The sequence below is a fragment of the Streptomyces sp. ST2-7A genome (assembly GCF_021390475.1).
In the GTDB taxonomy this organism is placed as follows: domain Bacteria; phylum Actinomycetota; class Actinomycetes; order Streptomycetales; family Streptomycetaceae; genus Streptomyces.
This window is the reverse complement of the sequence record NZ_JAJUWS010000026.1, coordinates 57406-78028: the sequence shown is the minus strand read 5'-3', so window position 1 is coordinate 78028 and position 20623 is coordinate 57406. Positions and strand designations below refer to the sequence as shown.

The window sequence follows — 20623 nt, the reverse complement described above, 5'->3', positions numbered from 1 at the left end:
CCGGTGAGTCCAGCGTTCGAAGCACTCCTGGCCGGTGGCCTGGTGGTGAGCACCGGGGCCGCCGGCGCCCTGGGGCTCGTGCTCCGCGGCACCCGACGGCGAGCCGAGGCGGAGCAGCGCAGGGTCCGGTTGCGGGCCGAGGCGACGGTGCTGGAGACCCGGCGGCTGGCCGCCGCGGACACCGACGAGCTGCGTCGCCGGTTGGAGGGGCACCGCCTGCTGTTGGAGGCGGTGTTTGAGGAGACGCGGGAGTTGGTGGAACGCAGGCTGCCCGCGGTGATCGACACCCGGGCCCGGCGTTACCCGGGAGTGGTGGTGCCCGGGGTGGCCACGGAGTTGGTTCGGGGCAACGAGCTGGAGGAGTTGCACTCCCGTGTCCTGGCCCTGGTCGGCGAGGCGGTGGAGGTCACCGAGGAGCGGATCGGTCGGGCGGCGCGGGCCGGTGTGCGGGGTACGGCGGATGAGACCCAGGCGCTGCTGGTGCGGTTGCAGGACCGGATCGACCGGGAGCTGGAGAAGGACACCGGGGGCGGCCCTCACGCCCAAGGGCTGAGCGATATCGACCATCTGACCACCATGGCCCTGCATATGGTGCAGCGGCTGCGGATCCTGGCCGGTTCGTGGCCGGGGTTGCAACGGGCGGACTGCACCGTGCGCGAGATCGTCGAGAGCGCGCGGGGCCGCATCGGCGATTACCGGCGGGTGGACTACACCTACCAACCCGACATCGGGGAGCAGCTGGTCGAGGGCCGGGTGGTGGAGCCGATCACGGTGGCGCTCGCCGAGCTGCTGGGGAACGCGACCTCCTACTCCGGTGACCGGGTGCCGGTGCACGCCCGGTGGGTGCCCAAGGGCTTTCGCATCGTGGTCGAGGACAGCGGTGCGGGCATGAACGCCTTTCAGCTCGATTACGCCGAGCGGTGGCTCGCGGCGCCGGATACGACGCTGGATGTCACCGCGCTGGAGGACGAACGCCGGTTGGGCTTCGCGGTGATCGGGCGCCTGGCACGGGACTACGGTTTCCGCGTCGATGTCTCGGCGCCCTCCTCGTCGGGGGGCGTGAAAGCGGTGGTGTTCGTGCCCCACCACCTGCTGGCCGAACCCGCCCGGTCGGCCCCCGCCTCTCCCCCGTTCTCCTCGCTCCCCCCGACGGCCCCCGTTGCCGTGGAGCTGCCGCCCTCCGACCCGCCCCCGCCCCGGGGGGAGCGGGAGACGGCGGGACCCGGCACGCCGGCCGGGTTGCCCAAACGGGTGCCGCGCCGGGTGGAGCTCACCGCGCGGCCCACCCGCGAGGCGGTGACCGAGACCACCGATCCGGACGCCTTCTCCGCCGGTTTCCGGAACCTGGGCCGGGCCCTGAGCGCCGGCTACGACCACTCCACCGACACCGAGAACGACACCGAAGAGGATCGCCATGGCCGATGAGCAGCCCTCCCCCACCGCCGACACCACCGACCTGGGCTGGGCCCTGGACCAGCTGGCCGCCAAGCCCGGCGTCGAGCACGCCCTGCTGTTCACCAGTGACGGCCTGGAGATGGCCCGCTCCCGCCGCCTGGGTAAGGACGAGGCCGACCGCGCCGCCGCCCTCTACTCGGGGCTGATGTCCTTGCAGGCCTCCCTCCAGGGGTTCGAGTCCTTCGGCGGGCAGGAGTTGAGGCTGCGCCACGTCACCATCGATCTGAAGGCCTTCACGGTGCTGCTGTTCACCGCGGGGGAACGCACCAGTCTGGCGGTGGTGGTGCGCGGGGACTCCACCACCAAGGAGATTCCCGGCGCGGTCACCGATGTCCTGAAGATGATCACCGGCATGAAGCCGGTGCTCGCCGCCCGCGACCGGGCCCGCGGATGAGTCCGCCCTCCGCCCACCGCCGCCGGGGCATGGTGCGGCCCTACGCCGCCGCCGGGGGAAACCTCACCCCCACCCGCTCCACCCTGGACCCCGCCACGCTGCTGATCGCCGACCCCAAGGTGCCCCTGACCGGTCTGGGCGCCTACCCCCACCGGCTGATGGCCCTGTGCCTGCCCGGCGTGCTCTCCGTCGCCGAGGCCGCCGTGCGCCTGGAACTGCCGGTGGCCGTCACCATGCCGATCGCCTCCCGCCTGGTGGACAGCGGCCACCTGGTCGCCCGCGCTCCCTTCGTCCCGGCCGCCGACCGCCACGACCGCGTCTTCCTGGAAAGGATCCTCGATGGACTGCGCAAGCTCTGAGCACCCGCCACCAGCCGGTGGTTACGTGCCCGCCGGGGCGGAGGCGGTCAAGATCGTGGTGGTGGGTCCCTTCGCCGTGGGCAAGACCACCCTGGTCGGCGCCGTCTCCGACATCGCCCCCCTGCGCACCGAGGAACGCATGACCAGCGCCGGCGCCATGGTGGACGTGCTGGAACGCCTCGGCGAGAAGGACACCACCACCGTCGCCATGGACTTCGGCCGCACCGCCCTGGCCGAGGACATCGTGCTGTACATCTTCGGTGCCCCCGGTCAGCCCCGCTTCGCCCACATGGTGCGCACCCTGCTGGAGGGCGCGCTGGGTGGCATCGTGATGCTCGACGAACGACGTGTCCACGAGAGCTTCGACGCCATCGACCTGATGGAAACCGCGGGTCTGCCCTACACCGTCGCCGTCAACCACTTCCCCGACGCCCCCGCCCACCGGGAGGCGGAACTGCGCGAGGCGCTGAGCCTGACATCCACCACTCCCCTGGTGCGCGTGGACGCCCGGGAGCGGACCTCCGCCACCCGGGCCCTCATCGCGCTGGTCACCCACCTGCTCTCCCGCACCCCGGAGCCAACCCCATGACCGCCGACCTTCACACCGTGTATGCCTCCCCCGGATTCGACCCGGCGGTTCTCCGCCGAACCGTCGGAAACTTCTTCTTCCGCACTCCGGAGCCGACCCCATGACCCCGCACGCCTCCTTGCCTCGCCTGTTCGGCGACGCCTTCGCCACCGACCCGGAACCCGCCTACCGGGCGCTGCGCACCGCCGGCCCGGTGGCCTGGGCCGAGATCGCCCCCGGCGTGTACGCCCTGGTCGTCACCGACCACCGGGCCGCGGTGGACCTGCTGACCGACCCCGACACCTACAGCAAGGACTCCCGCAGATGGGCGGCCCTGACCGCCGGGCAGGTGCCGCCCGACAGTCCGGTGCTCGCGCTGATGGCCCACCGCCCGAACCTGCTGTACGCCGACGGCCCGGAACACCGGCGGCTGCGCGGTGCGTTGGAGGACTGCCTGGCCCGTATCGACACCCACCGGTTGCGGGAGATCACCCGTGTCCACGCCGGCAACCTGATCGAGCACCTCGCCCCGGCCGGGCACGCCGAACTGATGGCCCAGTTCGCCGATGTGCTGCCCCTGCTGGTCTTCGCGGACCTCCTGGGCTGTCCCCCGAGTCTGGCGGCCCGCATGGTCGATGCCTGCCACGGCATCATCAACGCCGACCTCGGCGCCCAGCGGGCAGCCGCCGACTTCGCCGCGTGTCTGGGCGAACTGGTCCATCTGAAGAAGACCTCACCCGGCCCGGATTTGTCCTCGTGGCTCCTGGACCACCCGCACGGGCTGAACGACACGGAGGTGGTGGACCAGCTGTTCTGCACGGTGGGCGCCGGCACCATCCCCACCGCCGCCTGGATCGCCTCCGGCCTGGAGCTGCTGCTGCACGACCACACCTACGCCGGCAACCTGACCGCGGGATCGGTGACCGTGCGCCGAGCCCTGGAACAGGTGCTGTGGACCCGCTCACCGATGGCGAACTTCTCCGTCCACTTCGCCCGCCACGACACCCACCTGCACCGGGTCCCCGTTCCGGCCGGCGTGCCGGTGCTCATCAGCCACGCCGCCACCGGCACCGACCCCGCCCTGCCCACCGGGCTCGGCCACGACAACCGCTCCCACCTCGCGTGGTCGGCCGGCCCCCACCGCTGCCCGGCCACCAGCCAGGCCGGCGCCATCGCCCAGGCCGCGCTGGAGACCCTCCTGGACCGGCTGTGGGATCTGCGCCCCACCGGGGCGCCCGCGCCCAACCGTCCCGGTCCCTTCCACCAGTGCCCGGCCGCCCTGCACGTCGCCTTCCGCCCCCGGCAGGCCGACAACGCCGCCCCTGCCCACTCCGCCACCCGCATCGGAGGTACCGCATGAGCACCGCGCGCACCGCACCCGTCCTCCTGGACACCACCGGCCGGCGCCTACCGGCGCAGATCACGGAACTGCGCGAGGCCGGCCCCGCCGCCCGGGTGGAGCTGCCCGACGGCCTGACCGCGTGGGCCATCACCCGCGGTGAGGTCGCCAAACGCCTGCTGACCCACCCGGGCATCTCCAAGGACGCCCGCAAGAGCTGGCCCGGCTACCGGCCCGGCCGATATCCCTGGCTGACCGCGTGGGTGGACGTGGTCTCCATGTTCACCAGCGACGGGGAGGACCACACCCGGCTGAGGAAACTCGTCGGACGGGCCTTCACCCCCCAGCGCATACGGGACATGCGACCGGCCATCGAGAGCATCGTCATTGACCTCCTCGACGACCTCGAAGACCGGGCCCCCGACCAGGCCGTCGACCTGCGCGCCGCCTTCTCCCACCCCGTGCCCACGCGGGTGATCTGCGACCTCTTCGGCGTCCCCGACGCCCAGCGCCCGCGAATGCTGCGCGTTATCGACTCGGTGCTGGACACCACCGCCGACACCGAGCGCGCCGCCCGCATACGCGATGAGCTGTACACGGCCATGACCACCCTGATCGAAACCAAGCGCACCACCCCGGGCCCGGATCTGACCAGCACCCTCCTCACCGCCCGCGATGACGGGGACCGGCTCGATGAGACGGAACTCCTCTCCACGCTCATCCTCATGATCGGCGCCGGAAGCGAGACCGCCGTCGCCCTGATCAACCACCTCACCCACACCCTGCTCACCCACCCCGAGCACCTCACCACCCTGCGAGCCCACCCCGAACGCTGGCCCGACGCCATCGAGGAGACCCTGCGCCTGCACCCACCCATCCACTACCTGCCGATGCGCTACGCCACCCGCGACATCGACCTCGGCCAGGGCGTGACCATCATCCGCGGCGACCTTGTCCTGATCGGCTTCGGCGCCCACGGCCTGGATCCGCAAACCAACCCCGATCCCCACCGCTTCGACATCGACCGCGGCGACCGCCAACACCTGGCCTTCGGCCACGGCATCCACTACTGCCTCGGCGCGCCCCTCGCCCGACTCGAAGCCCATATCGCCGTTCCCGCGCTCCTCGCCCGCTTCCCCCACCTCCGACTCCACAACCCCCGGGAGATACGCCGCCAGCCCTCCTTCATCGGCAACGACCTCCAGACCCTCCCCGTCCTGCTGCGCTGATCCCGCCCCCTTCGTCCCCTCTGCGAGTGCTCCATGTCCAGCCACCTCCGGCCACGGTCCGGCCCCCTTTCCCTCCCCCGACGGGCCGTGCCCCGGCCGGTACCGGTCTCGATCACCGTCCGCCTACCCCCCGACTGGGACGCGGTGGTCATGCCGGCCACCCTCGGTATCCGCGCGCTGGGCTACTTCGAGGAGCGCCCCCGCGTTCGGCTGGGGTGGATCGCCGCGGTGGGAGAGGTGTGGATCTGGCCGGTGCCCCCGGGCTCCGGCGAGCCGGGGTGGCCGGCGGGAAGCTACCTGCCGGCCTGCACTCCCCTCACCCTCCGGCCGCCCGGGGACAGCCGTCCGGAACACCCCCCGCGCTGGATCCGGCGCCACGACGGGGAGGCCCACACCCACCCGGTCGTGCTGCGCGCCCTGTTGACGCACCTCACCACCCCGGTGCGCCACCCCTGATACCCCGTCCCCAGCCGGATCGATTCGCTCTGCGGCCGGGGACGGGCACCACTTTTCATCAGCCATCAGGCCCCGGGCCAGCCGAGCGATGGTTGTCGCCAAAGGTGAGGAATCACACTGTGACCAGGACTTTCGCATCGCTGGACGCGCCTCTGGGAGTCGAATTGATCCGGCGAGGGATGAGGACCAACGGGGGTGGGAGCTGCTGTCCGACACCGGTACGTGTCCGGTCGAACTCACCGAAGATCTACGCGCCGTTGATTGAGACCACACCCGTTGGCTCAAAGGTGTGGTCGAGGTCTGAGGTTGGCCCGGCATCCCTTGTCTGCAAGCAGCGCGTCCGGTGCGGTGCTCGGTCTGTCCTGGTCGAGTCGCGGGTCTCGAATGGCGTCCGGCAAGAGGGGGACGACCTGCGCATCGTGGACCCAGCCAGAGGTGACTACAACGGCCAGCAGTTGCCGTCCACGGCGTGATGAATCTTGGTCATCAAGCCGCTCCGGGATCGGTCTACTGCGTAGCCGGCCGGCTCACTCCTGGTGGCAGGCACTTTGTTCTTGCTGTGGCGGGTGGCGGCACCGGTGTCCTTCTTCGGCCGGGCGGTGTTCGTGGCGTGCTGGTGGGCCGATTGATCATCGAGTCGACCGAGATCGTCCCGGCGATCCCGTTGCCAGGTTTCGCCCGTCGGCTTCGCGTTGGGAGTGAACTCCTTCGCCGCCACCCTGCTGGGGGCAGAGGCGTCCCGGTGAACAGCGAGCGAGGCGGAGGATCATGACCGCGGCCACGGTCCTCCGCCGCCGCGAGCGATCAGTACATGCTCGCCCAGATGACCTTGCCGTCCTGGACGACGACATTGACGCGGTTGGGGTTGAGGTCGTCGTGGGCGTCGGCGCACACGCCGTCCTCGCCCAGCACGCGGATGTCATGGCCGGCCGCTGTCTCGGCGGCCCGCACGTCGCCGAGGGACTGCCCGACAAGGTCCTCACGTGACTCCATGTGGGAGGACTCTGATGGGATGCAGTCCGAGGCATCGCCCGGCGCAGTCACCGACGTAGGCGTTCCCGAGGGATCGTTTGTCGGGTCCGCCCCGCCGTCGGTACAGCTCGTGAGAAGGCTGATGCCGAGCAGCAGCGTGACGATACGCATTCGCATGTTCTTGACTCCTTTCCGGTCAGCCGACCAGCACTGATCCGCCGAGGTTCTCGGCGATGCGAGTCTGCGGTGTGTAAAGACTTCGCTGTTTGCCGCCGGTGGTGTAGACGCCGCTGTGGATGCCCTTGGCTTCGTAGTCGAAGAACCACGGGCCGCCGCTGTCCCCGCCGGTGGACACATAGTTCTCCGTGGAAGCCAGACCGCAGAACCGGAGATCGTCGGGCTGATAGCAGACACCGAGACTGCGCACGGAGGAGCAGCGCTTGCCCTTGGTGCCGAGGCCGAAGTGGCACACCGAACTGCCGACCACGGCGTTCTTCGCACGCGACACGGTCCGCTCGTCTCCATAGTCCGCCCGGAAGACCGGCCGCGTGCTGTGGCCCGACAGGGTCCTGTGCCACTGCAGATCGATGTGAGCACCGGACGAAGTCCTCTGGGCGGCGTTCATGTAGGCGATCACGCCGGTGACTCCGTTGTACCTCATGGAGTTCGGGCAGTGCATCGCGGTCGAGACCCCGACGACACCGTTGACGCGTATGGTGAACCCCGAGGTACAGGACCTGCCGCTGCCGTCAACCGGATCGAGCAGATGGCCGCCCTTGACCGTCGCTTCGGTATCAGATGTGACCGTGGGGTCCTCGCTGAAACGTACCTGCACCGGGACATTGCCGGTGGGGCTGGCCTCCGAACCGGCCGTCATCGCCGCGGACACCAGCGCTTCCTGGTCCACCCGCGAGCCCGGCGCCACGCTGTAGAAGACTGTGATCCCGTCGGTCTCCGGGTCGATCTCGGAGACGACCTCCGCCGTGCCCGGGAAGTCGGCCGTCGCCCCGAACAGGGCCTCCTGAACTTTCTCCAGATCCTCCCACTCCAGCGGCGCGCCGTACTGCACGCGTACCGTATGAGGCAACTCCCGGAGCCGGTTGAGGACCCTCTGCGGCGGCTTCTCGGTGAAGCGCATCCACACTTCGGCGCCATCGGCGGCGGGATCGCCCTCCTCGACGTATCCGGCCTGGACGTAGCCCAGGCCCTCCTCAGCCGCCAGCTCGGAGGCCAGGTGATCGAATATCTCCTGCCCCTGATGCCTGCGCTCCAGTGCCTTCAGCGACTTGCCGGTGTCCCGGGCCAGGGTCTCCAGGTCGCGCCTGGCCGCACCCTTGATCTCCGGCGTGGCTCCCGAGCCCTTGATGACGAATTTGTCCAGTGAACGGATAGAGCCCACCGTCCGGCTCTTGTCCTGCGGCTTCGGGTCGGCTTGCACGCCAGGTGCTGCCGCCAGCGTCGCTGCGAGCAGGACGCCCAGACCGACTAACGCCCGCTTGATTCTCATGGTGTTTCCCCTCCCAGGCCATGCGGCCCCCAGCCGCATGGCCTGAGAACGATCCACCAGTGCCGCAAGAGCACGGGGTTGATTCGGTGAACGACAGGAGAACGAATTGTCGCCCCGGTGCGGTGAGCTTCACGGTGGCCCACCCGGCGCTGTCCTTCGGATCACGGACGGAGTCATGGCCTGATCGCCGGCAGGAAATGGAGAGTTCACAGCGCGCCATGAAACGCTGGCGGTATGGACTGGCAGGCCGAGAACCCCGAACTCTGGGCGTTCCTGGGATCACTGGAACGCGGCGAGGTGCTCTCCGGCACTGTCGCGGCGATTGAGCGGTTCGGCGTCTTCGTGGCCCTGGACGAAGGTCCCGGGCATCCGCTCTTCCCCGGTGTCGGGTTCATTACCCTCCCCGAACTGTCCTGGCACCGCTTCGAAGCGGCTTCGGACGTCGTCCGGGTCGGACAGCGCATTTCAGCGGAGTTCCTCTGGTTCGACACCGGGAACGCAGAGGCCAGGCTGTCATTGCGGGCAACCCAGCCCGACCCCTTCCATACCTTCGTCGAAGGCACTGCCGTGGGCCGGGAACTGCACGGACGCGTCACCAAGTTGGTCCCGTTCGGTGTCTTCGTCCAAGTCGCCGACGGGATCGAAGGGCTGGTCCACCTCCGAGACCTCACCTCAACGTCCGTGGCGAGTCCGGAAGGTGTGGTCCGGGTCGGTGACCACATCACGGTCACCGTCACCCACATCGATCGAGAAAGGCGCCGCCTGACCCTCTCCCGACGGACCCCAAGTCAGCTCTAGATCCCGAGCACCTCAGCTCGAAGAAGGGCATCGCCTGCTGTGCGGGAACACTCCTGGGTTCTACCCTGCGCCCACACCGGCCTGCCCGACCTCACCGACGCCACCGTGCTCCTCGAATTGCCCCGGAACCCCGGCGGAGCCCGCTGACCGACCGGAGGCCGGAAGGGGCAGCGAGAGAGCAGGCCGCGGATGGATGCGCTGTGGGCATGGCGTGACTCGGGGACCGTGGTCGAGATGCCGGAAGTCGGGGTCAGGCAGGCAGGCCGCGTAGACGTTCACGCAGCTCGTGGACGGCCGGGAGGTCGTGGTTAGCCATGTCGGTGGCCAGGGTGCGCAGCGGTCCCTCGGCCCGGTGGGAGCTGATGTCCTCGGTGAGGTCGAGCGCTTCCATCGCGGTGGCGCAGGCGCGTTCGGGGTCGTGTTGGCGCCATTGGGCGTCGGCACGGCGGGCGAGGAAGAGCGCGTGGGTGCGGATCCGGTCGGCGGGGAACCGTCCGGCTGCCTCGATGAAGATCTCTTCGGCGCGAGCCGGCTGGTTCAGGTCCAGGTGGGTGGAAGCCCGGGCGCCGAGTAGTTCGGAGCGGTCGAACCAGTAGACCCATTCGGGGTCGTCGCCGGTGTGCTGATCGGCGCTCTCCAGCAGATCGGCGGCGCGGTCCAGGTCGGTGAAGGCGGCCGGGTCGCCGCGGTGGGCGCGGGCCCGGGCACGGCGGGAGAGGAGCATGGCCTCCACGCGTGGGGTGGTGCGTCCGCGGGCGGCGGACAGTGCGGCGCCGGCCATGGCCTCGGCGTCGGCCGCGCGGTCGGTGTTGTTCGCGGCGATGGACCAGAACGCCAGGACGTGGCTGCCCAGAACGGTGTCCCCGGATGCGTGCGCGGAGTGCAGCGCGGCCCGGAAGGCGTGGTCATCGCAGTGGTCGTGGACATCGAAGGTGGCCCAGGCATGGATGCGGGCGAGGTCGGCCGCCGCGGCGTGCAGGCGGGCTCCGTGGGCGTCGGTGTAGGAGCGGTCCTTGAGCAGTTGCACGACGAGGTCGAGAGTGGACGCGGTCTCGGTCAGCAGGTGCCCGCCGCCGTCGAGGTCATCGGCGCGACGCAGTTGGCGCATCCGGTCCTCGATGTGGCCGATGGCGTTCTCGCCCAGGCGGCGGGCGCCGGTGATCTGGCCGGCCGCTGCCGGGTCGGCGAGCAGCCATCCCCACAGTGAGGCGGTCAGGGCTGTTCCGGTCAGTTGGGTGAAGCGCCTGCGGTCCATGGTGGTCTCCCTCCCGGACACCTCGGCGAGCGCACGGATCGCGCCGGGGGCGTCCCAGGTGTGGCGGCCGGGCTGCTGGAGCGGGTCCAGCTCCAGCCAGTGGGGCCAGAGGCGCAGTTGCACCGCCTCCGGCGGAATGCCCAGCACCTCGGCGATGAGGCGTTGGGTTCGGGCGTCGGGGCGGCGGCCGGACTCCCAGCGGTACACCCCGTCCTTGCGTGTGCCCACCGGCACACCCCGTCGGGCTCCCAGCTCGCGTAAGCGGCGGGCGAATTCGGGCGGGTTCCAGCCCCGTGCCTCGCGCGCACGTCTCAACGGGTGCTCCACACCCTGCCCTCCACGAGATGGTCGATACGGGCCGAACACACCGACGGTAGCCGCCTCTTCGGGTGGCGGGGAAGGCACCGGGAGGGTGCTCCCGGGGTGCTCTCTTCCCGACGAGGACGCACCCGCTCCGCACCCGGTGTAGCGCTTCCATTGCTCCGGGTGTTCGAGGAGTCTCGTGGTCACACCCCGCCGCACCCCCGGTCGGATGCCGGGATCACTGGTGGGCGGTGACGTGGGAGGCAGTCATGGACAAGCAGTTCGAGAACGAGATCGAGGCCGTGGCCTACACCCCGGGTCTGATCAGCGAACTGGGCACCGTCACCGGCGCGACGCTGGGCTGGGCGACGGACAACAACGCCGATGACACCGAGTACTTCAACGGCACCCCGCATCAGGGATGAGCCCCGAGGGCCGTGCCGGACGTACCGACCGGCGATCGGGTGCGCACCGCACCGGTACCGGTGAGTGCCCGGCACGGCCCCACCCCCTTCCCACTCCCGACCCGATTTCGGAGGCAGCGATGGAACAACACACGGATGCGCTCGACAGCGACCCGGCCGAGCCCTACGCCCCGGCGCTGGTGACGGTGCTGGGCTCGGTTTCCGCCGTCACTCTCGGCTGGCTGAGCAAGGACAAGGCCGACGACACCGAGTACTGGTACTGAGCCGCCGCGGCGGTCGAACAACCCCGCCCCCACCTTCCCGGTGGGGGCGGTCCGCGCCCTGTGGGCGGCCGGTGCGACAGCCCGGGCCGCCCACAGGGGTGTTACGGGGTCATGGCGAGGAGGCGGAAGTGGAACGGTTCGTCGTGGGGACGGGCACCGTGGGCGCGAACGCATCGGGTGTGCGTCCGCGTTCGGCTCGGGAGGTGGTCGCCGTGCCGGGGCTGCGACTGTGGGCGGCCGGTTACGGGCGGGAGGAGACCGTGGTCTCCGGGGCGCCCGGGGTCGACGGGCAGTTGGTGACGGCCGGGAATTGTCTGGCCACCATCGCCGAGCGGCGTGACGCGCTGAGGGCGGCGGCCGAGGGCGAGGCGGAAGGGGTGAGGCGGCTGCCCGGTTCGTTCCTGGCGCTGGTGAACACCCGCTCGGGGCTGTGGGTGCTGGGAGACCGGGCGGGGGTGGTTCCGGTGTACTGGGTGCGGCACGACGAGGGCATCTGGTGGTCCACCTCCGCCGCCGTGCTGGCCGCTCTGGTGCGTACCGCTCCCGATCCGGCGGTGCTGCTCGCCGAGCTGACGGTGACCGGTGTCGATGTGCAGGGCAAGGGATCGCGCTTCGAGGGCGTGCGGCGGGTACCGCCGGGCTGCGTCCTGGTCCTGGAAGGCGACGGTTCGGGCGCGGCGGCCATCCCCGTCCGGGACGGCTCCCGATACTCGGCGGCAGAGGGGGCCCGGCGACTGCGCGAGGCGCTCACCCTGGCCGTCGAGCGTCGCGTCGAGCGAGCCGGGCCGATCTCCGCGGACCTCTCCGGCGGGGTGGACAGCGGGTCGGTGGTGGCCCTGGCCGCACGCACCGGCCCGATCCTGGCCGCCACCTACACCGACGGCCACATGGCCGAGAGCGACGACGTGCGGTACGCGCGCCGCCTGGCCGCCACCACGGACACGCTCACGCACCGGATCGTCGACGGCCGCGAGGAGAGGGCGGCACACTTCGACGGCCTGCGGGACCCGGGCGCACTGCCGATGACCGATACCCCGGCGTTGACCCTGGCCTTGCTGGCGATCAAGGACGCGCAGATGGCACCGGCCGTCGCGCACGGCTCCGGGCACCATCTGACGGGGCGGGGTGGGGACAACGTGTTGGGCGCGGCGCCCGGCCACCTGGTGGATCTCGTCCTGGCCGGGCGTCGGGGGGAGGCCGTCCGCCGGGCCGCCCGGTACGCGCGGGCCCGCAACGCCGCCGTGCTGCCGGTGTGGCGCCGGCTCCACCGAACCACCCGGACGCGGTATCCGGTGGCGCTGGAACAGCTCGCGACCGCTCTGGCCGCGCCGGTGTCCCCGGTACGGCCCGGCACGGATGCGGCGGCGAACCTGGCGTGGTGCGCCACGACGGCACCGGCCGCGTGGTTGACCGGGAACGGCCGCCGTGCGGTCGCCGAGGTGGTGGCCGCCCGTGCCGCCGTCGCCGACCCCGGAGCGGGGCCGGGCGAGGTGCAGGACCGCTTGGCGCTGGAGTTCATGGCCACCAGCCACGCCGCGTTCGATCTGGTCGGCCGGGAGCGTTGGGGCCTGGCGATTCACGCCCCTTTCCTGGACACGCCCGTGGTCGACGCCTGCATGGCCATCGCCTCCCACGACCGGGTCCACCCCGATGTCTACAAACCGCTCGCCCGCGCCGCGCTGCACGGGCTGGTCCCCGAGTGGCTGCTGCACCGCCGCACGAAGACCGACTTCTCCGCCGGCCTCCATGACGGGTTGGCCCGCAACGAACCCGTCCTGCGGCGCATCCTGGTCTCCTCACAGCTCGCCGGGGCCGGGCTGATCGACCCCCGGCCGGCCCTCGCCGCCCTGGCCGCTGCCGCCGCCGGTGCCCCCGCGTCGCTGGGTGCCCTGCACGCCCTGATCGTCACCGAGGTGTGGTTGACCCAACTCGCCACCCGGAACCGCGCCACGTGGTGGGAGAACGCCCCGCGAAGGAGCCCGGCATGAGCCCGCCCCGCCACCGCCCCCGCATTCACACAGCGTCCCTCCCGGCCGGCGCCGCGGCGGTGATGGATACCCGCACCGGGCGCGGCACATGGCACCACCTCAACCCCACTGCCGGAAGGCTGTGGCACCGTCTCGCCTCCGGGGTCCCCGTGGAGAGGGCCGTGGAGGAACTCGTGGAGAGCTTCACCGCAGCCGGTGCGGACCGCCAGGTGGTGGACACCGACCTGCGGGCCCTGGTCGCGCGACTGCGGAGCCTGGGGCTGTTGTCCGCTCCCGCCGCCCCCGCACCACCGGCACCACTCGATGCCCCGGTGGTGTATCTGCCGGAGGGGAACACGGTGCGGCCGTCGATCACCGACCGGGCGGCGGGCATCGTCGCGCTGCCACTCGCGCTGGTCCTGCTGCGTCTGACCCCCATACGGGTCCCGCTGGCCGTCGTGCGGGTCGCGGCCCGCATTCCCCGGCCCCGGGCCACGGCCACCCGCGCCGCCGCGCTCCACCTCTCGGTCCGCCGCGCCGGCCGCTGGTGGCCGGGACGGGCGGCCTGCTTGGAGGAATCCCTGGCGTGCACGCTCGCGGCACTGCTACGGGGACGCCACGTCACCTGGGTCATCGGGGCACGCACCGCACCGGCTGCCGCGCACGCCTGGATCGAGACCGAGGACCGGATCATCGGGCAGGACGCGGAGGACCGGGTGTGGCCCTACGCTCCCGCGGTGCGCCTGTGACCTTCGTTCCGACCCCCACCACGGATGGGAACACCCGTTCACAATCGCTCGCGTTATCCACAGTTACGCCCCAAAGAGTGAGTCGTTGGCGCAGGTATGACGACCGCGCCAACCCCCGCCACGACCCGCCGGCGCCGCAAGCCCGCGCCGACCATCCCCCGCTACAGCGTCGGCTCGGAACGCCACGACACCGCGCTGGAAACCTCCTGGTGGACCATCGCCCGCCGCCTGCCCGGCCTGTCCGTCACCGTCATCGGCCTGGCCCGACGCGCCGACCCCCGTGCCTTCGCCCTGACCTGCCTGCTGCAACTGGCCTCCGGCATCGTCACCGCCCTGGGCCTGTACGCCACCACCACCGCCCTCGCCCCGCTGTTCGCCACCGGACCCACCGGTGAACGCCTGCTCCAGGCGCTGCCCTCCCTGATCGTCGTCGGCGCCGCCGCCGCGGCCCGCTCGGTCATCGCCGCACTCACCATCGCGACCACCGCCCGCATCGGCCCCAAGGTCGACGGCCTGGCCGAACACCGGTACCTGGAGACAGCGACCCGCGCACCCCTGGCGGCCTACGACGACCCCGCGTGGTGCGACCGCAGCGAAGCCGCCAACCGCGCGTCCAAGGACGCCCACCTCATGGTCGAGGCCCTCACCGACGTCACCGGCGCGCTCCTGGGGCTGATCGCCGCCGCCGGTATCCTCGCCCACCTCCACCCCGTGCTCCTGCCCCTGCTGCTGATGGCCGTCCTCCCCCGGGGGTGGGCGGCCGTTCGTGGCGCCCGCGCCGCCTACCGGGCCGACGAACACACCCTCGCCGACCGGCGACTGCGGCACACCTGGATGTACCACACCGCCTCCCGTGACAGCGCCCTGGAGGTACGGGCCTGCACCATGCGGCCCTGGATGCTGGAACGCTTCGGCGCCCTGACGGCCCGGCTGGAGGAGGCCGCCGCCCACGTCGGGCGCACCCGCGCCCGCTACCAACTCATCGGCGACGCTCTCGCCGGAACGGCCACCTGTGGCGTCTACGCCGCCCTGTTGTGGCTGACCGTCGCCGGACACATTCCCCCCGCAGCCGCAGGCACCGCGTTCATCGCCGTCCAGACCAGCCAACGCCTGCTCATCGGCCTGGTCCAGGGCATCAACACCACCTACCTGAAGGGGCTCTACCTCGCCGACTGGGCCACCTTCACCACCCGCACCCCCACCCACCGCGAGCAGTCGGGCGAGCCCCTGCCCGTGCCCGCCAACCCGCAGGTCATCGAGGCCCACGACATCACTTTCCACTACCCCGGCATCACCACCCCGGCGCTCAGCGGCATCCGACTGCAGGTGCGCCGCGGCGAGGTCCTGGCCATCGTCGGCGCCAACGGCTCGGGGAAATCCACCCTTGCCAAACTCCTCACCGGCCTCTACACACCCACCACCGGCACCGTCACCTGGGACGGCACCGACATCTCCCGCACCGACCCCGACGAGCTGTGGGCCCGGCTGGCGATGCTGCCCCAACACTTCGGCCGTTGGCCCGTCACCGCACGGGAGAACATCACCCTCGGCCAGGGCCCCGGGGACGAAGCCGGCATCCGCGCCGCAGCCCGCGCCGCCGGCGCCGACACCGTCCTGGACTCCCTGCCCGACGGTCTGGACACCAATCTCGCACCCTCCTGGTGGGGCGGGCGCGACCTGTCCGGCGGACAGTGGCAGCGCATCGCCACCGCCCGAGCGTTCTACCGGGCAGATGCGCCGCTACTGATCTGCGACGAACCCACCTCCGCCCTGGACCCCCTCGCCGAGGAAGCCGTCTACCGGCGCATTCAAGCCCTCGCCGAAGGTCGGACCGTCATCCTCATCAGCCACCGCCTGGGCTCCACCCGCTCCGCGGACCGCATCATCGTCCTGGACGGCGGCACCATCACCGAAGAAGGGACCCACGAAGCTCTCCTCGCCCGGGACGGCACCTACGCCACGATGTGGCGCGCCCAAGCCGACACCTACAGCGGCGACAAGGTCTGAACCCCCGCCCGCGAAGCGCGGGGCACGGACTGCGCGCACAGGGCCTGTGGCGAAAGTGGCGCGGTCGCCCCAGGGGGGGACCACGCGGGCAGGCGTCGCTTCGTATCAGGCTCCGGAGGGCCGCTGTCCCCGGGAGCCGTCGGCCGCGAGCGGAAGACCGCGCAGCGACAGTGTGCTCGGTGCCGGCAGCGGTCCGTGGGCCGCCTCGGTGCGGAACGACTGGAGCAGGTACGCCACCAGGCGCCGGGACGCCGCCCGGTCACCCGGCAGGGCGGTGACCAGACCGCAGTGGGACAACAGGGCCACGACGAAGTCGGAGGGGTGGAAGTCGGCCCGCAGCGCGCCCGCCGCCCGGGCCCTGCGGACCAGGGTCATGAAGTCCCGCTCGGCCTGTTCCCGCAGCCGCGCGTGTTCTCGCGTACCGTCCGGGAAGGCCGCGACGAACGCGGCCGGGAAGCCCCGTTCCTCCCGTTGGAGTTCGCAGACCGTCTCGAACAACCGCTGGAAACCGCGCCACGGATCGGGGTCGGCCAGCGCCTCGGTGAGCGCCCGGGCACAGGTGTCCATCTGCTGCGCGAACGCGGCCCGCACCAGGGCCTCCCGGGACGGGAAACGTCGGTACAGCGTCGCCACGCCGACCCCCGCCCGTCGGGCCACGGTCGCCATGGGCGCGTCGATGCCGTGCTCGGCGAAGACCACACGGGCGGCCGAGAGGATGCGCCGCCGGTTGCGCCGGGCGTCCGCCCGCAGATGCTCCTGCCCCGCGATCCGAGAGGATTGCACCACCGCTCTCTCTCACCTCCGGTCAAACGGACGATCTCGTCCGCTTGCCAGCCTACGCTCGGCGCCACGATCCCCCGCACGGCCCCCGGTGGCGAAGGTGAGAACACGACGATGGACGACCGCACGATGAAAGCCGTACTGTTCGACCGCTTCGGCGGCCCCGAGGTGCTGTATGTGGGCCGGGTGCCACGTCCCGCACCGGCACCCGGCCAGGTCCTGGTGCGCGTGCGCGCGTTCAGCGTGAACGGCGGCGAGTTGGCGGCCCGTTCCGGTCGGCTCCGCCTCATCACCGGTCGGAGGTTCCCGCAGCGCATCGGGCTGGACTTCACCGGCGAAATCGCCGCACTCGGCCCCGGCGCGACCGGCGCGGCGGTCGGCGACCGGGTGTGGGGCGTGCTGGGCCGCGGCTCCGGATTCGGCAGCGCGGCCGAGTACCTGACGGTAGGGCCCGAGCGGATCGGCCGGGTCCCGGAGGGAGTGGACCTCGTGGCCGCCGCCGCACTGCCGGTGGCCACCACGGCCCTCACGGCCCTCCGCGACAAGGCCGCGCTGCGCCCCGGCGAACGGCTGCTCGTACGGGGCGCGGCGGGCGGCGTCGGCAATGCCGCCGTCCAACTCGGGCGGGCGTACGGAGCCGAGGTCACGGCCCTGGCCCGCGCCGCCAACCTCGACTTCGTCCGCACGCTCGGTGCCCACCACGCCGTCGACCACCGCACCGTGTCCCCTGCGGAACCGGGGCTGTTCGACGTGGTCCTCGACACGGCGGGCAGCGACCTGCGTACCGTCCGGCGGATGCTGAAGCCCGGCGGACGCATGGTCACCATCGCCTTCGATCCGACGCGGCCCGTCGCCTCGCTGGGCTACATCGCGGCCGGCGCCGTCCACGGACGCGGCCGGGTGCGTTTCTTCAGCGGTAACCCCGAACGTGCGCTCCTCGACGACCTCGCCCGCCAGGTGACGGAGGGAAACCTGCGACCGGCGGTGGACACGGTCTTCCCGCTGGAAGAGACAGCGGCGGCACACCGGGCGCTGGAGGCGGGCGGTGTGCGGGGCAAGTACGTGGTCAGGGTCGACTAGGAGTTGGGGCGAAAGCGCTGGTCACAGCCATTCGTCAATGGCTGTGACCAGCACGGTCGCTTCGTGGCGGGCGGCGAGCTTGTCGTATCTCGTGGCCATGGCCCGGCGTCTCTCGAGGCGGTTGATCCCGCGCTCGCCCGCATGCCGCTGTTTGTGGTCGTCCTTGTCGAACGTCGGGGGCCGCCCTCCGCGTGACCCACGCTCGAGGCAGTTGCGGGCCCGGTCGGCAGGGCACGGGAGCACCTGGCACCGCCCCTCTCGCAACCACCGCTCCCCGGTAGGCCCTCAGCCACCCGGCTTCGCCCCGGGGTTCAGCTGAGAGCGGCGAAGACCGTGGCGGCGACGGCGCCGAGAGCTGTTCCGCAGATGAGTTGGGGCAGGGTGTGTGCCTTCAGGACGCGGCGGGACCAGCCGATGGCGAGGACCAGCACGACCGCGGGGAGAAGCACGGGCCCGTAGGCCAGGAGGAGGATCATCACCGTGCCTCCGGCGACGGCGTTGTGCACCGAGATCTGCCACCACACCGTCACGACCAGGGCGCTGGCCAGACCGGCGAGCATGGCGATGACCAGGGCGAAGACCTCTCGGGGAGCGCCGAGGACATCAAGCAACACGATGCCGGTGACCACCGAGACGAGGGTGGCCGTGAGGGGGACGATGCGCTGTTTGCGCACCCGTACGTGCTTGTCGGTGAGTTTTCCCCGCCGTACGCCGAGGCGGATGATGATGAGGGGAATGACGCCGCAGAAGAGGGCGGCGAGCAGCCCCCAGCCGACACCGACCGGATTTCCCGTGCTGTGCCATCCGATGAGCAGGAGCAGGCCGATGACGAGGTGGCCCGGCGCCAGGACATCCGTGATCGCTTTGGCCACTCTCACCCAGGGAGTGGCCTCGGCGTAGGTGGGGGTCGGCGGTGGGGTGAAGGTGCTCATGGCTGGGGCTCCGGTAGGCGGTCGCAGGTGTCCGCGAATTCGTGGGCGAGATCGGAGTGGTAGGCGTCGGACAGGCGGGTGAGGACGGAGATCTCCCCGAGCAGGTCCCGGCCGCCTTCGACCGGTGACCGGTCACGGCTCGCCTGCGGGACCTCGCCGCGCAGTTTGGCGCGGCGGGCCGCGAGGAGCCGGCAGGCTTCGGCGGCGACGGTGGCCCGGGCTCCGGTGAGCCCTCGGGCCTCGACGTGCCGCCGGGCTCGTTCCCGGAGGTCGGCGGGCGCGTGGTCACCGAGCACCAGAGCGGCGTCTCGGATCTCGATGGTTCGGCGGTAGAGGCGGCCGAGCATGTCACGGGGGTCGAGCCGGTCGGCGGTCGGGCCGCGCGGGGAATCGAGACGCACGGCCGGAGCGGCCCGGGTGAGGTCGAGCCACAGGGGACGCAGAGCGAGCAATGCCCGTCTCCTCTTCCACCAGGTGCGCAGCTTTCCGAGGACGGGGAGAGTGCTGCCCACCACGATGAGAAGGAGCGCGGTCATGAGCAGGTAGGTGCTCACCCGGTCGTCGAGATCTCCGGGAAGGATCCCGTCACCGGTCATATGCGCGATGAGGGCTGCGATACGGACCAGGGCGTAGGCCACTCCCGCTGCCAGCCCGGCACCGATGGTCCCGAGTCCCCAGCCGAGGGCTCGTCCGTCGGCCTTGCGGCTCCAGCGCAGGCAGACCCGCGTGCCGGTCAGCAGGGAGAGGGTGAGGAAGCCGAGAAAGACCGTCGTGTAGGCGAGGAGTGCCATCCGGGCGGCGGGGTCCTGGAATATCGCCCTGGTCTCGTAGGGCTGGAGCTTCGCGAAGAAGATCGTCGACATGATGGCTGCCGTGGCAAGGGGAAGAATGACGCGCAGTCGTTTCACCCCGGGGCTGCCGTCCTGCTGGCCGGAGACCTTGCGCAGGAACGCCAGTAGGGCAGCCGCCGAAAGCACTCCGCCGGAGAGGTGTTTGAGCAGGTAGGAGAGGTCAACGATGCCGGTCAGTTGATCGAGAGCCCGCCCTGCCGGTAGACGCAACGTCATCATCACGGCCAGGCCGAAGAACGTCCACCAGAGAGCTCGGTCGTGTCCCTTTCCCCACACCTTGACGGCACGCCACGCGGTGGTGATCCACAGAAGGATCGCCATGACCAATTCGAAGGATTTCATCGGTCGCTCTCACCCCGCAATGCCGCGTCGAGACGATCGAGTTCGGGGGCGCGAGTGCCCGATACAGGCCGCAGGTCGGCCATCTTGGCTATACAGGTGGCGAGGAGTTCGGCTTCCCGCTCTCGGGCGTTACTGAAGTTGGCCCGCCCCAGTACGGTGCGGACGATGCGGGGGTCGATGGTGGTGAAGAGGTTCTTGAGGTCCACTCCGGGGCCCCTGCCGCCGGTGCCACCGGTGACGTTGTGCCCGAGCAACATGTGGCTGATCTCGTGCAGGACGATGTGGTCCCGGTGCAGCGGAGAGGTCGATGCCTCGCGGAAGATGTAGTCGGCGCCGTCGAGTTCCACCCACAGCCCGCACAGTTCGTTGTCCCTGCCCTTGATCCCCTCGAGCGGTCGCACGAACACGGGTCGTCCACGATGCTTCTCGACCACGCTGAGGAATTTTTCGACATCGAAGGGTATGGGAATTTCGATTCCGACCAAAGGATCGGGGTCCCCCTGAAGGCGACGCCGGAAGAAGGGCGCCCGGAGCCGTCGAAACAGACGCAACGTTTCTCTCCCGGATCTTGCATCATCTTTTCCGAATGGCG

21 protein-coding genes are annotated in these 20623 nt (G+C 71.0%); 14 read left to right on the top strand and 7 right to left on the bottom strand.

Annotated elements, in window-relative coordinates:
• The first annotated feature begins 3 nt into the window (after positions 1–3).
• The 7 genes from LZF96_RS16775 (at position 4) to LZF96_RS16745 (ending at position 5800) form a co-directional block, all read left to right on the top strand.
• Positions 4–1425 (top strand): histidine kinase, encoded by a 1422-nt coding sequence (locus LZF96_RS16775; protein ID WP_233872694.1) that lies wholly within the window; start codon positions 4–6, stop codon positions 1423–1425.
• Positions 1415–1849, top strand: coding sequence for a roadblock/LC7 domain-containing protein (locus LZF96_RS16770; RefSeq protein ID WP_233872691.1), 435 nt, complete (start codon positions 1415–1417; stop codon positions 1847–1849). Before LZF96_RS16775 ends, LZF96_RS16770 begins: the two co-directional genes overlap by 11 nt.
• A complete protein-coding gene (locus LZF96_RS16765) occupies positions 1846–2208 on the top strand; it encodes a DUF742 domain-containing protein (protein WP_233872688.1) in 363 nt (120 codons plus the stop codon). Before LZF96_RS16770 ends, LZF96_RS16765 begins: the two co-directional genes overlap by 4 nt.
• Complete coding sequence (locus LZF96_RS16760) at positions 2189–2797, top strand: ATP/GTP-binding protein (protein ID WP_233872685.1); 609 nt, start codon at positions 2189–2191, stop codon at positions 2795–2797. The genes LZF96_RS16765 and LZF96_RS16760 overlap by 20 nt, the downstream gene beginning before the upstream one ends.
• A gap of 100 nt (positions 2798–2897) precedes the next feature.
• Positions 2898–4136 (top strand): cytochrome P450, encoded by a 1239-nt coding sequence (locus LZF96_RS16755; protein ID WP_233872683.1) that lies wholly within the window; start codon positions 2898–2900, stop codon positions 4134–4136.
• Positions 4133–5344 carry a cytochrome P450 gene (locus LZF96_RS16750; protein WP_233872680.1) on the top strand — a complete coding sequence of 404 codons (1212 nt, stop codon included), beginning with the start codon at positions 4133–4135 and terminating at the stop codon, positions 5342–5344. The genes LZF96_RS16755 and LZF96_RS16750 overlap by 4 nt, the downstream gene beginning before the upstream one ends.
• Positions 5345–5431: 87 nt before the next feature.
• Positions 5432–5800 carry a hypothetical protein gene (locus tag LZF96_RS16745; RefSeq protein ID WP_233872677.1) on the top strand — a complete coding sequence of 123 codons (369 nt, stop codon included), beginning with the start codon at positions 5432–5434 and terminating at the stop codon, positions 5798–5800.
• A gap of 804 nt (positions 5801–6604) precedes the next feature.
• Here LZF96_RS16745 and LZF96_RS16740 read toward each other — a convergent pair.
• Together LZF96_RS16740 and LZF96_RS16735 are read right to left on the bottom strand one after the other, a co-directional pair.
• Positions 6605–6793: a hypothetical protein gene (locus LZF96_RS16740; RefSeq protein ID WP_233872674.1), complete on the bottom strand. Its 189-nt coding sequence runs from the start codon at positions 6791–6793 to the stop codon at positions 6605–6607.
• A gap of 175 nt (positions 6794–6968) precedes the next feature.
• Positions 6969–8279 (bottom strand): S1 family peptidase, encoded by a 1311-nt coding sequence (locus LZF96_RS16735; RefSeq protein ID WP_233872671.1) that lies wholly within the window; start codon positions 8277–8279, stop codon positions 6969–6971.
• 234 nt (positions 8280–8513) lie between these two features.
• On the opposite strand from LZF96_RS16735, the gene LZF96_RS16730 reads away from it, so the two are divergent.
• A complete protein-coding gene (locus LZF96_RS16730; protein ID WP_233872668.1) occupies positions 8514–9077 on the top strand; it encodes a S1 RNA-binding domain-containing protein in 564 nt (187 codons plus the stop codon).
• A 250-nt stretch (positions 9078–9327) separates the two neighbouring features.
• On the opposite strand, the gene LZF96_RS16725 is transcribed toward LZF96_RS16730, so the two are convergent.
• Positions 9328–10560 (bottom strand): XRE family transcriptional regulator, encoded by a 1233-nt coding sequence (locus LZF96_RS16725; RefSeq protein ID WP_233872665.1) that lies wholly within the window; start codon positions 10558–10560, stop codon positions 9328–9330.
• 344 nt (positions 10561–10904) lie between these two features.
• Here LZF96_RS16725 and LZF96_RS16720 point away from each other — a divergent pair, with 344 nt between their 5' ends.
• The 5 genes from LZF96_RS16720 (at position 10905) to LZF96_RS16700 (ending at position 16046) form a co-directional block, all read left to right on the top strand.
• Positions 10905–11060, top strand: a complete 156-nt coding sequence (locus tag LZF96_RS16720) for a hypothetical protein (protein ID WP_233872662.1) — start codon at positions 10905–10907, stop codon at positions 11058–11060.
• A gap of 119 nt (positions 11061–11179) precedes the next feature.
• A complete protein-coding gene (locus LZF96_RS16715; protein ID WP_153426541.1) occupies positions 11180–11323 on the top strand; it encodes a hypothetical protein in 144 nt (47 codons plus the stop codon).
• A gap of 71 nt (positions 11324–11394) precedes the next feature.
• The gene (locus tag LZF96_RS16710; RefSeq protein WP_308294223.1) at positions 11395–13311 is read left to right on the top strand and encodes an albusnodin/ikarugamycin family macrolactam cyclase; all 1917 of its coding nucleotides are present in this window, start codon (positions 11395–11397) and stop codon (positions 13309–13311) included.
• Complete coding sequence (locus LZF96_RS16705) at positions 13308–14039, top strand: lasso peptide biosynthesis B2 protein (protein ID WP_233872656.1); 732 nt, start codon at positions 13308–13310, stop codon at positions 14037–14039. The genes LZF96_RS16710 and LZF96_RS16705 overlap by 4 nt, the downstream gene beginning before the upstream one ends.
• 96 nt (positions 14040–14135) lie before the next feature.
• Positions 14136–16046: an ABC transporter ATP-binding protein gene (locus LZF96_RS16700; protein ID WP_233872654.1), complete on the top strand. Its 1911-nt coding sequence runs from the start codon at positions 14136–14138 to the stop codon at positions 16044–16046.
• Between the two features lie 105 nt (positions 16047–16151).
• Here the strand turns inward: LZF96_RS16700 and LZF96_RS16695 are convergent, their stop codons facing one another.
• The gene (locus LZF96_RS16695) at positions 16152–16832 is read right to left on the bottom strand and encodes a TetR/AcrR family transcriptional regulator (protein WP_233872651.1); all 681 of its coding nucleotides are present in this window, start codon (positions 16830–16832) and stop codon (positions 16152–16154) included.
• A gap of 108 nt (positions 16833–16940) precedes the next feature.
• On the opposite strand from LZF96_RS16695, the gene LZF96_RS16690 reads away from it, so the two are divergent.
• Positions 16941–17906 carry an NAD(P)-dependent alcohol dehydrogenase gene (locus tag LZF96_RS16690; protein WP_233872648.1) on the top strand — a complete coding sequence of 322 codons (966 nt, stop codon included), beginning with the start codon at positions 16941–16943 and terminating at the stop codon, positions 17904–17906.
• 311 nt (positions 17907–18217) lie between these two features.
• Here LZF96_RS16690 and LZF96_RS16685 read toward each other — a convergent pair whose 3' ends face one another.
• The 3 genes from LZF96_RS16685 to LZF96_RS16675 are packed head-to-tail and all read right to left on the bottom strand — an operon-like array spanning position 18218 to position 20432.
• Positions 18218–18838 (bottom strand): hypothetical protein, encoded by a 621-nt coding sequence (locus tag LZF96_RS16685; protein WP_233872645.1) that lies wholly within the window; start codon positions 18836–18838, stop codon positions 18218–18220.
• Positions 18835–20031 (bottom strand): MAB_1171c family putative transporter, encoded by a 1197-nt coding sequence (locus tag LZF96_RS16680; protein WP_233872642.1) that lies wholly within the window; start codon positions 20029–20031, stop codon positions 18835–18837. Before LZF96_RS16680 ends, LZF96_RS16685 begins: the two co-directional genes overlap by 4 nt.
• Positions 20028–20432: a hypothetical protein gene (locus LZF96_RS16675; RefSeq protein WP_233872639.1), complete on the bottom strand. Its 405-nt coding sequence runs from the start codon at positions 20430–20432 to the stop codon at positions 20028–20030. The genes LZF96_RS16680 and LZF96_RS16675 overlap by 4 nt, the downstream gene beginning before the upstream one ends.
• Positions 20433–20623 lie beyond the last annotated feature (191 nt).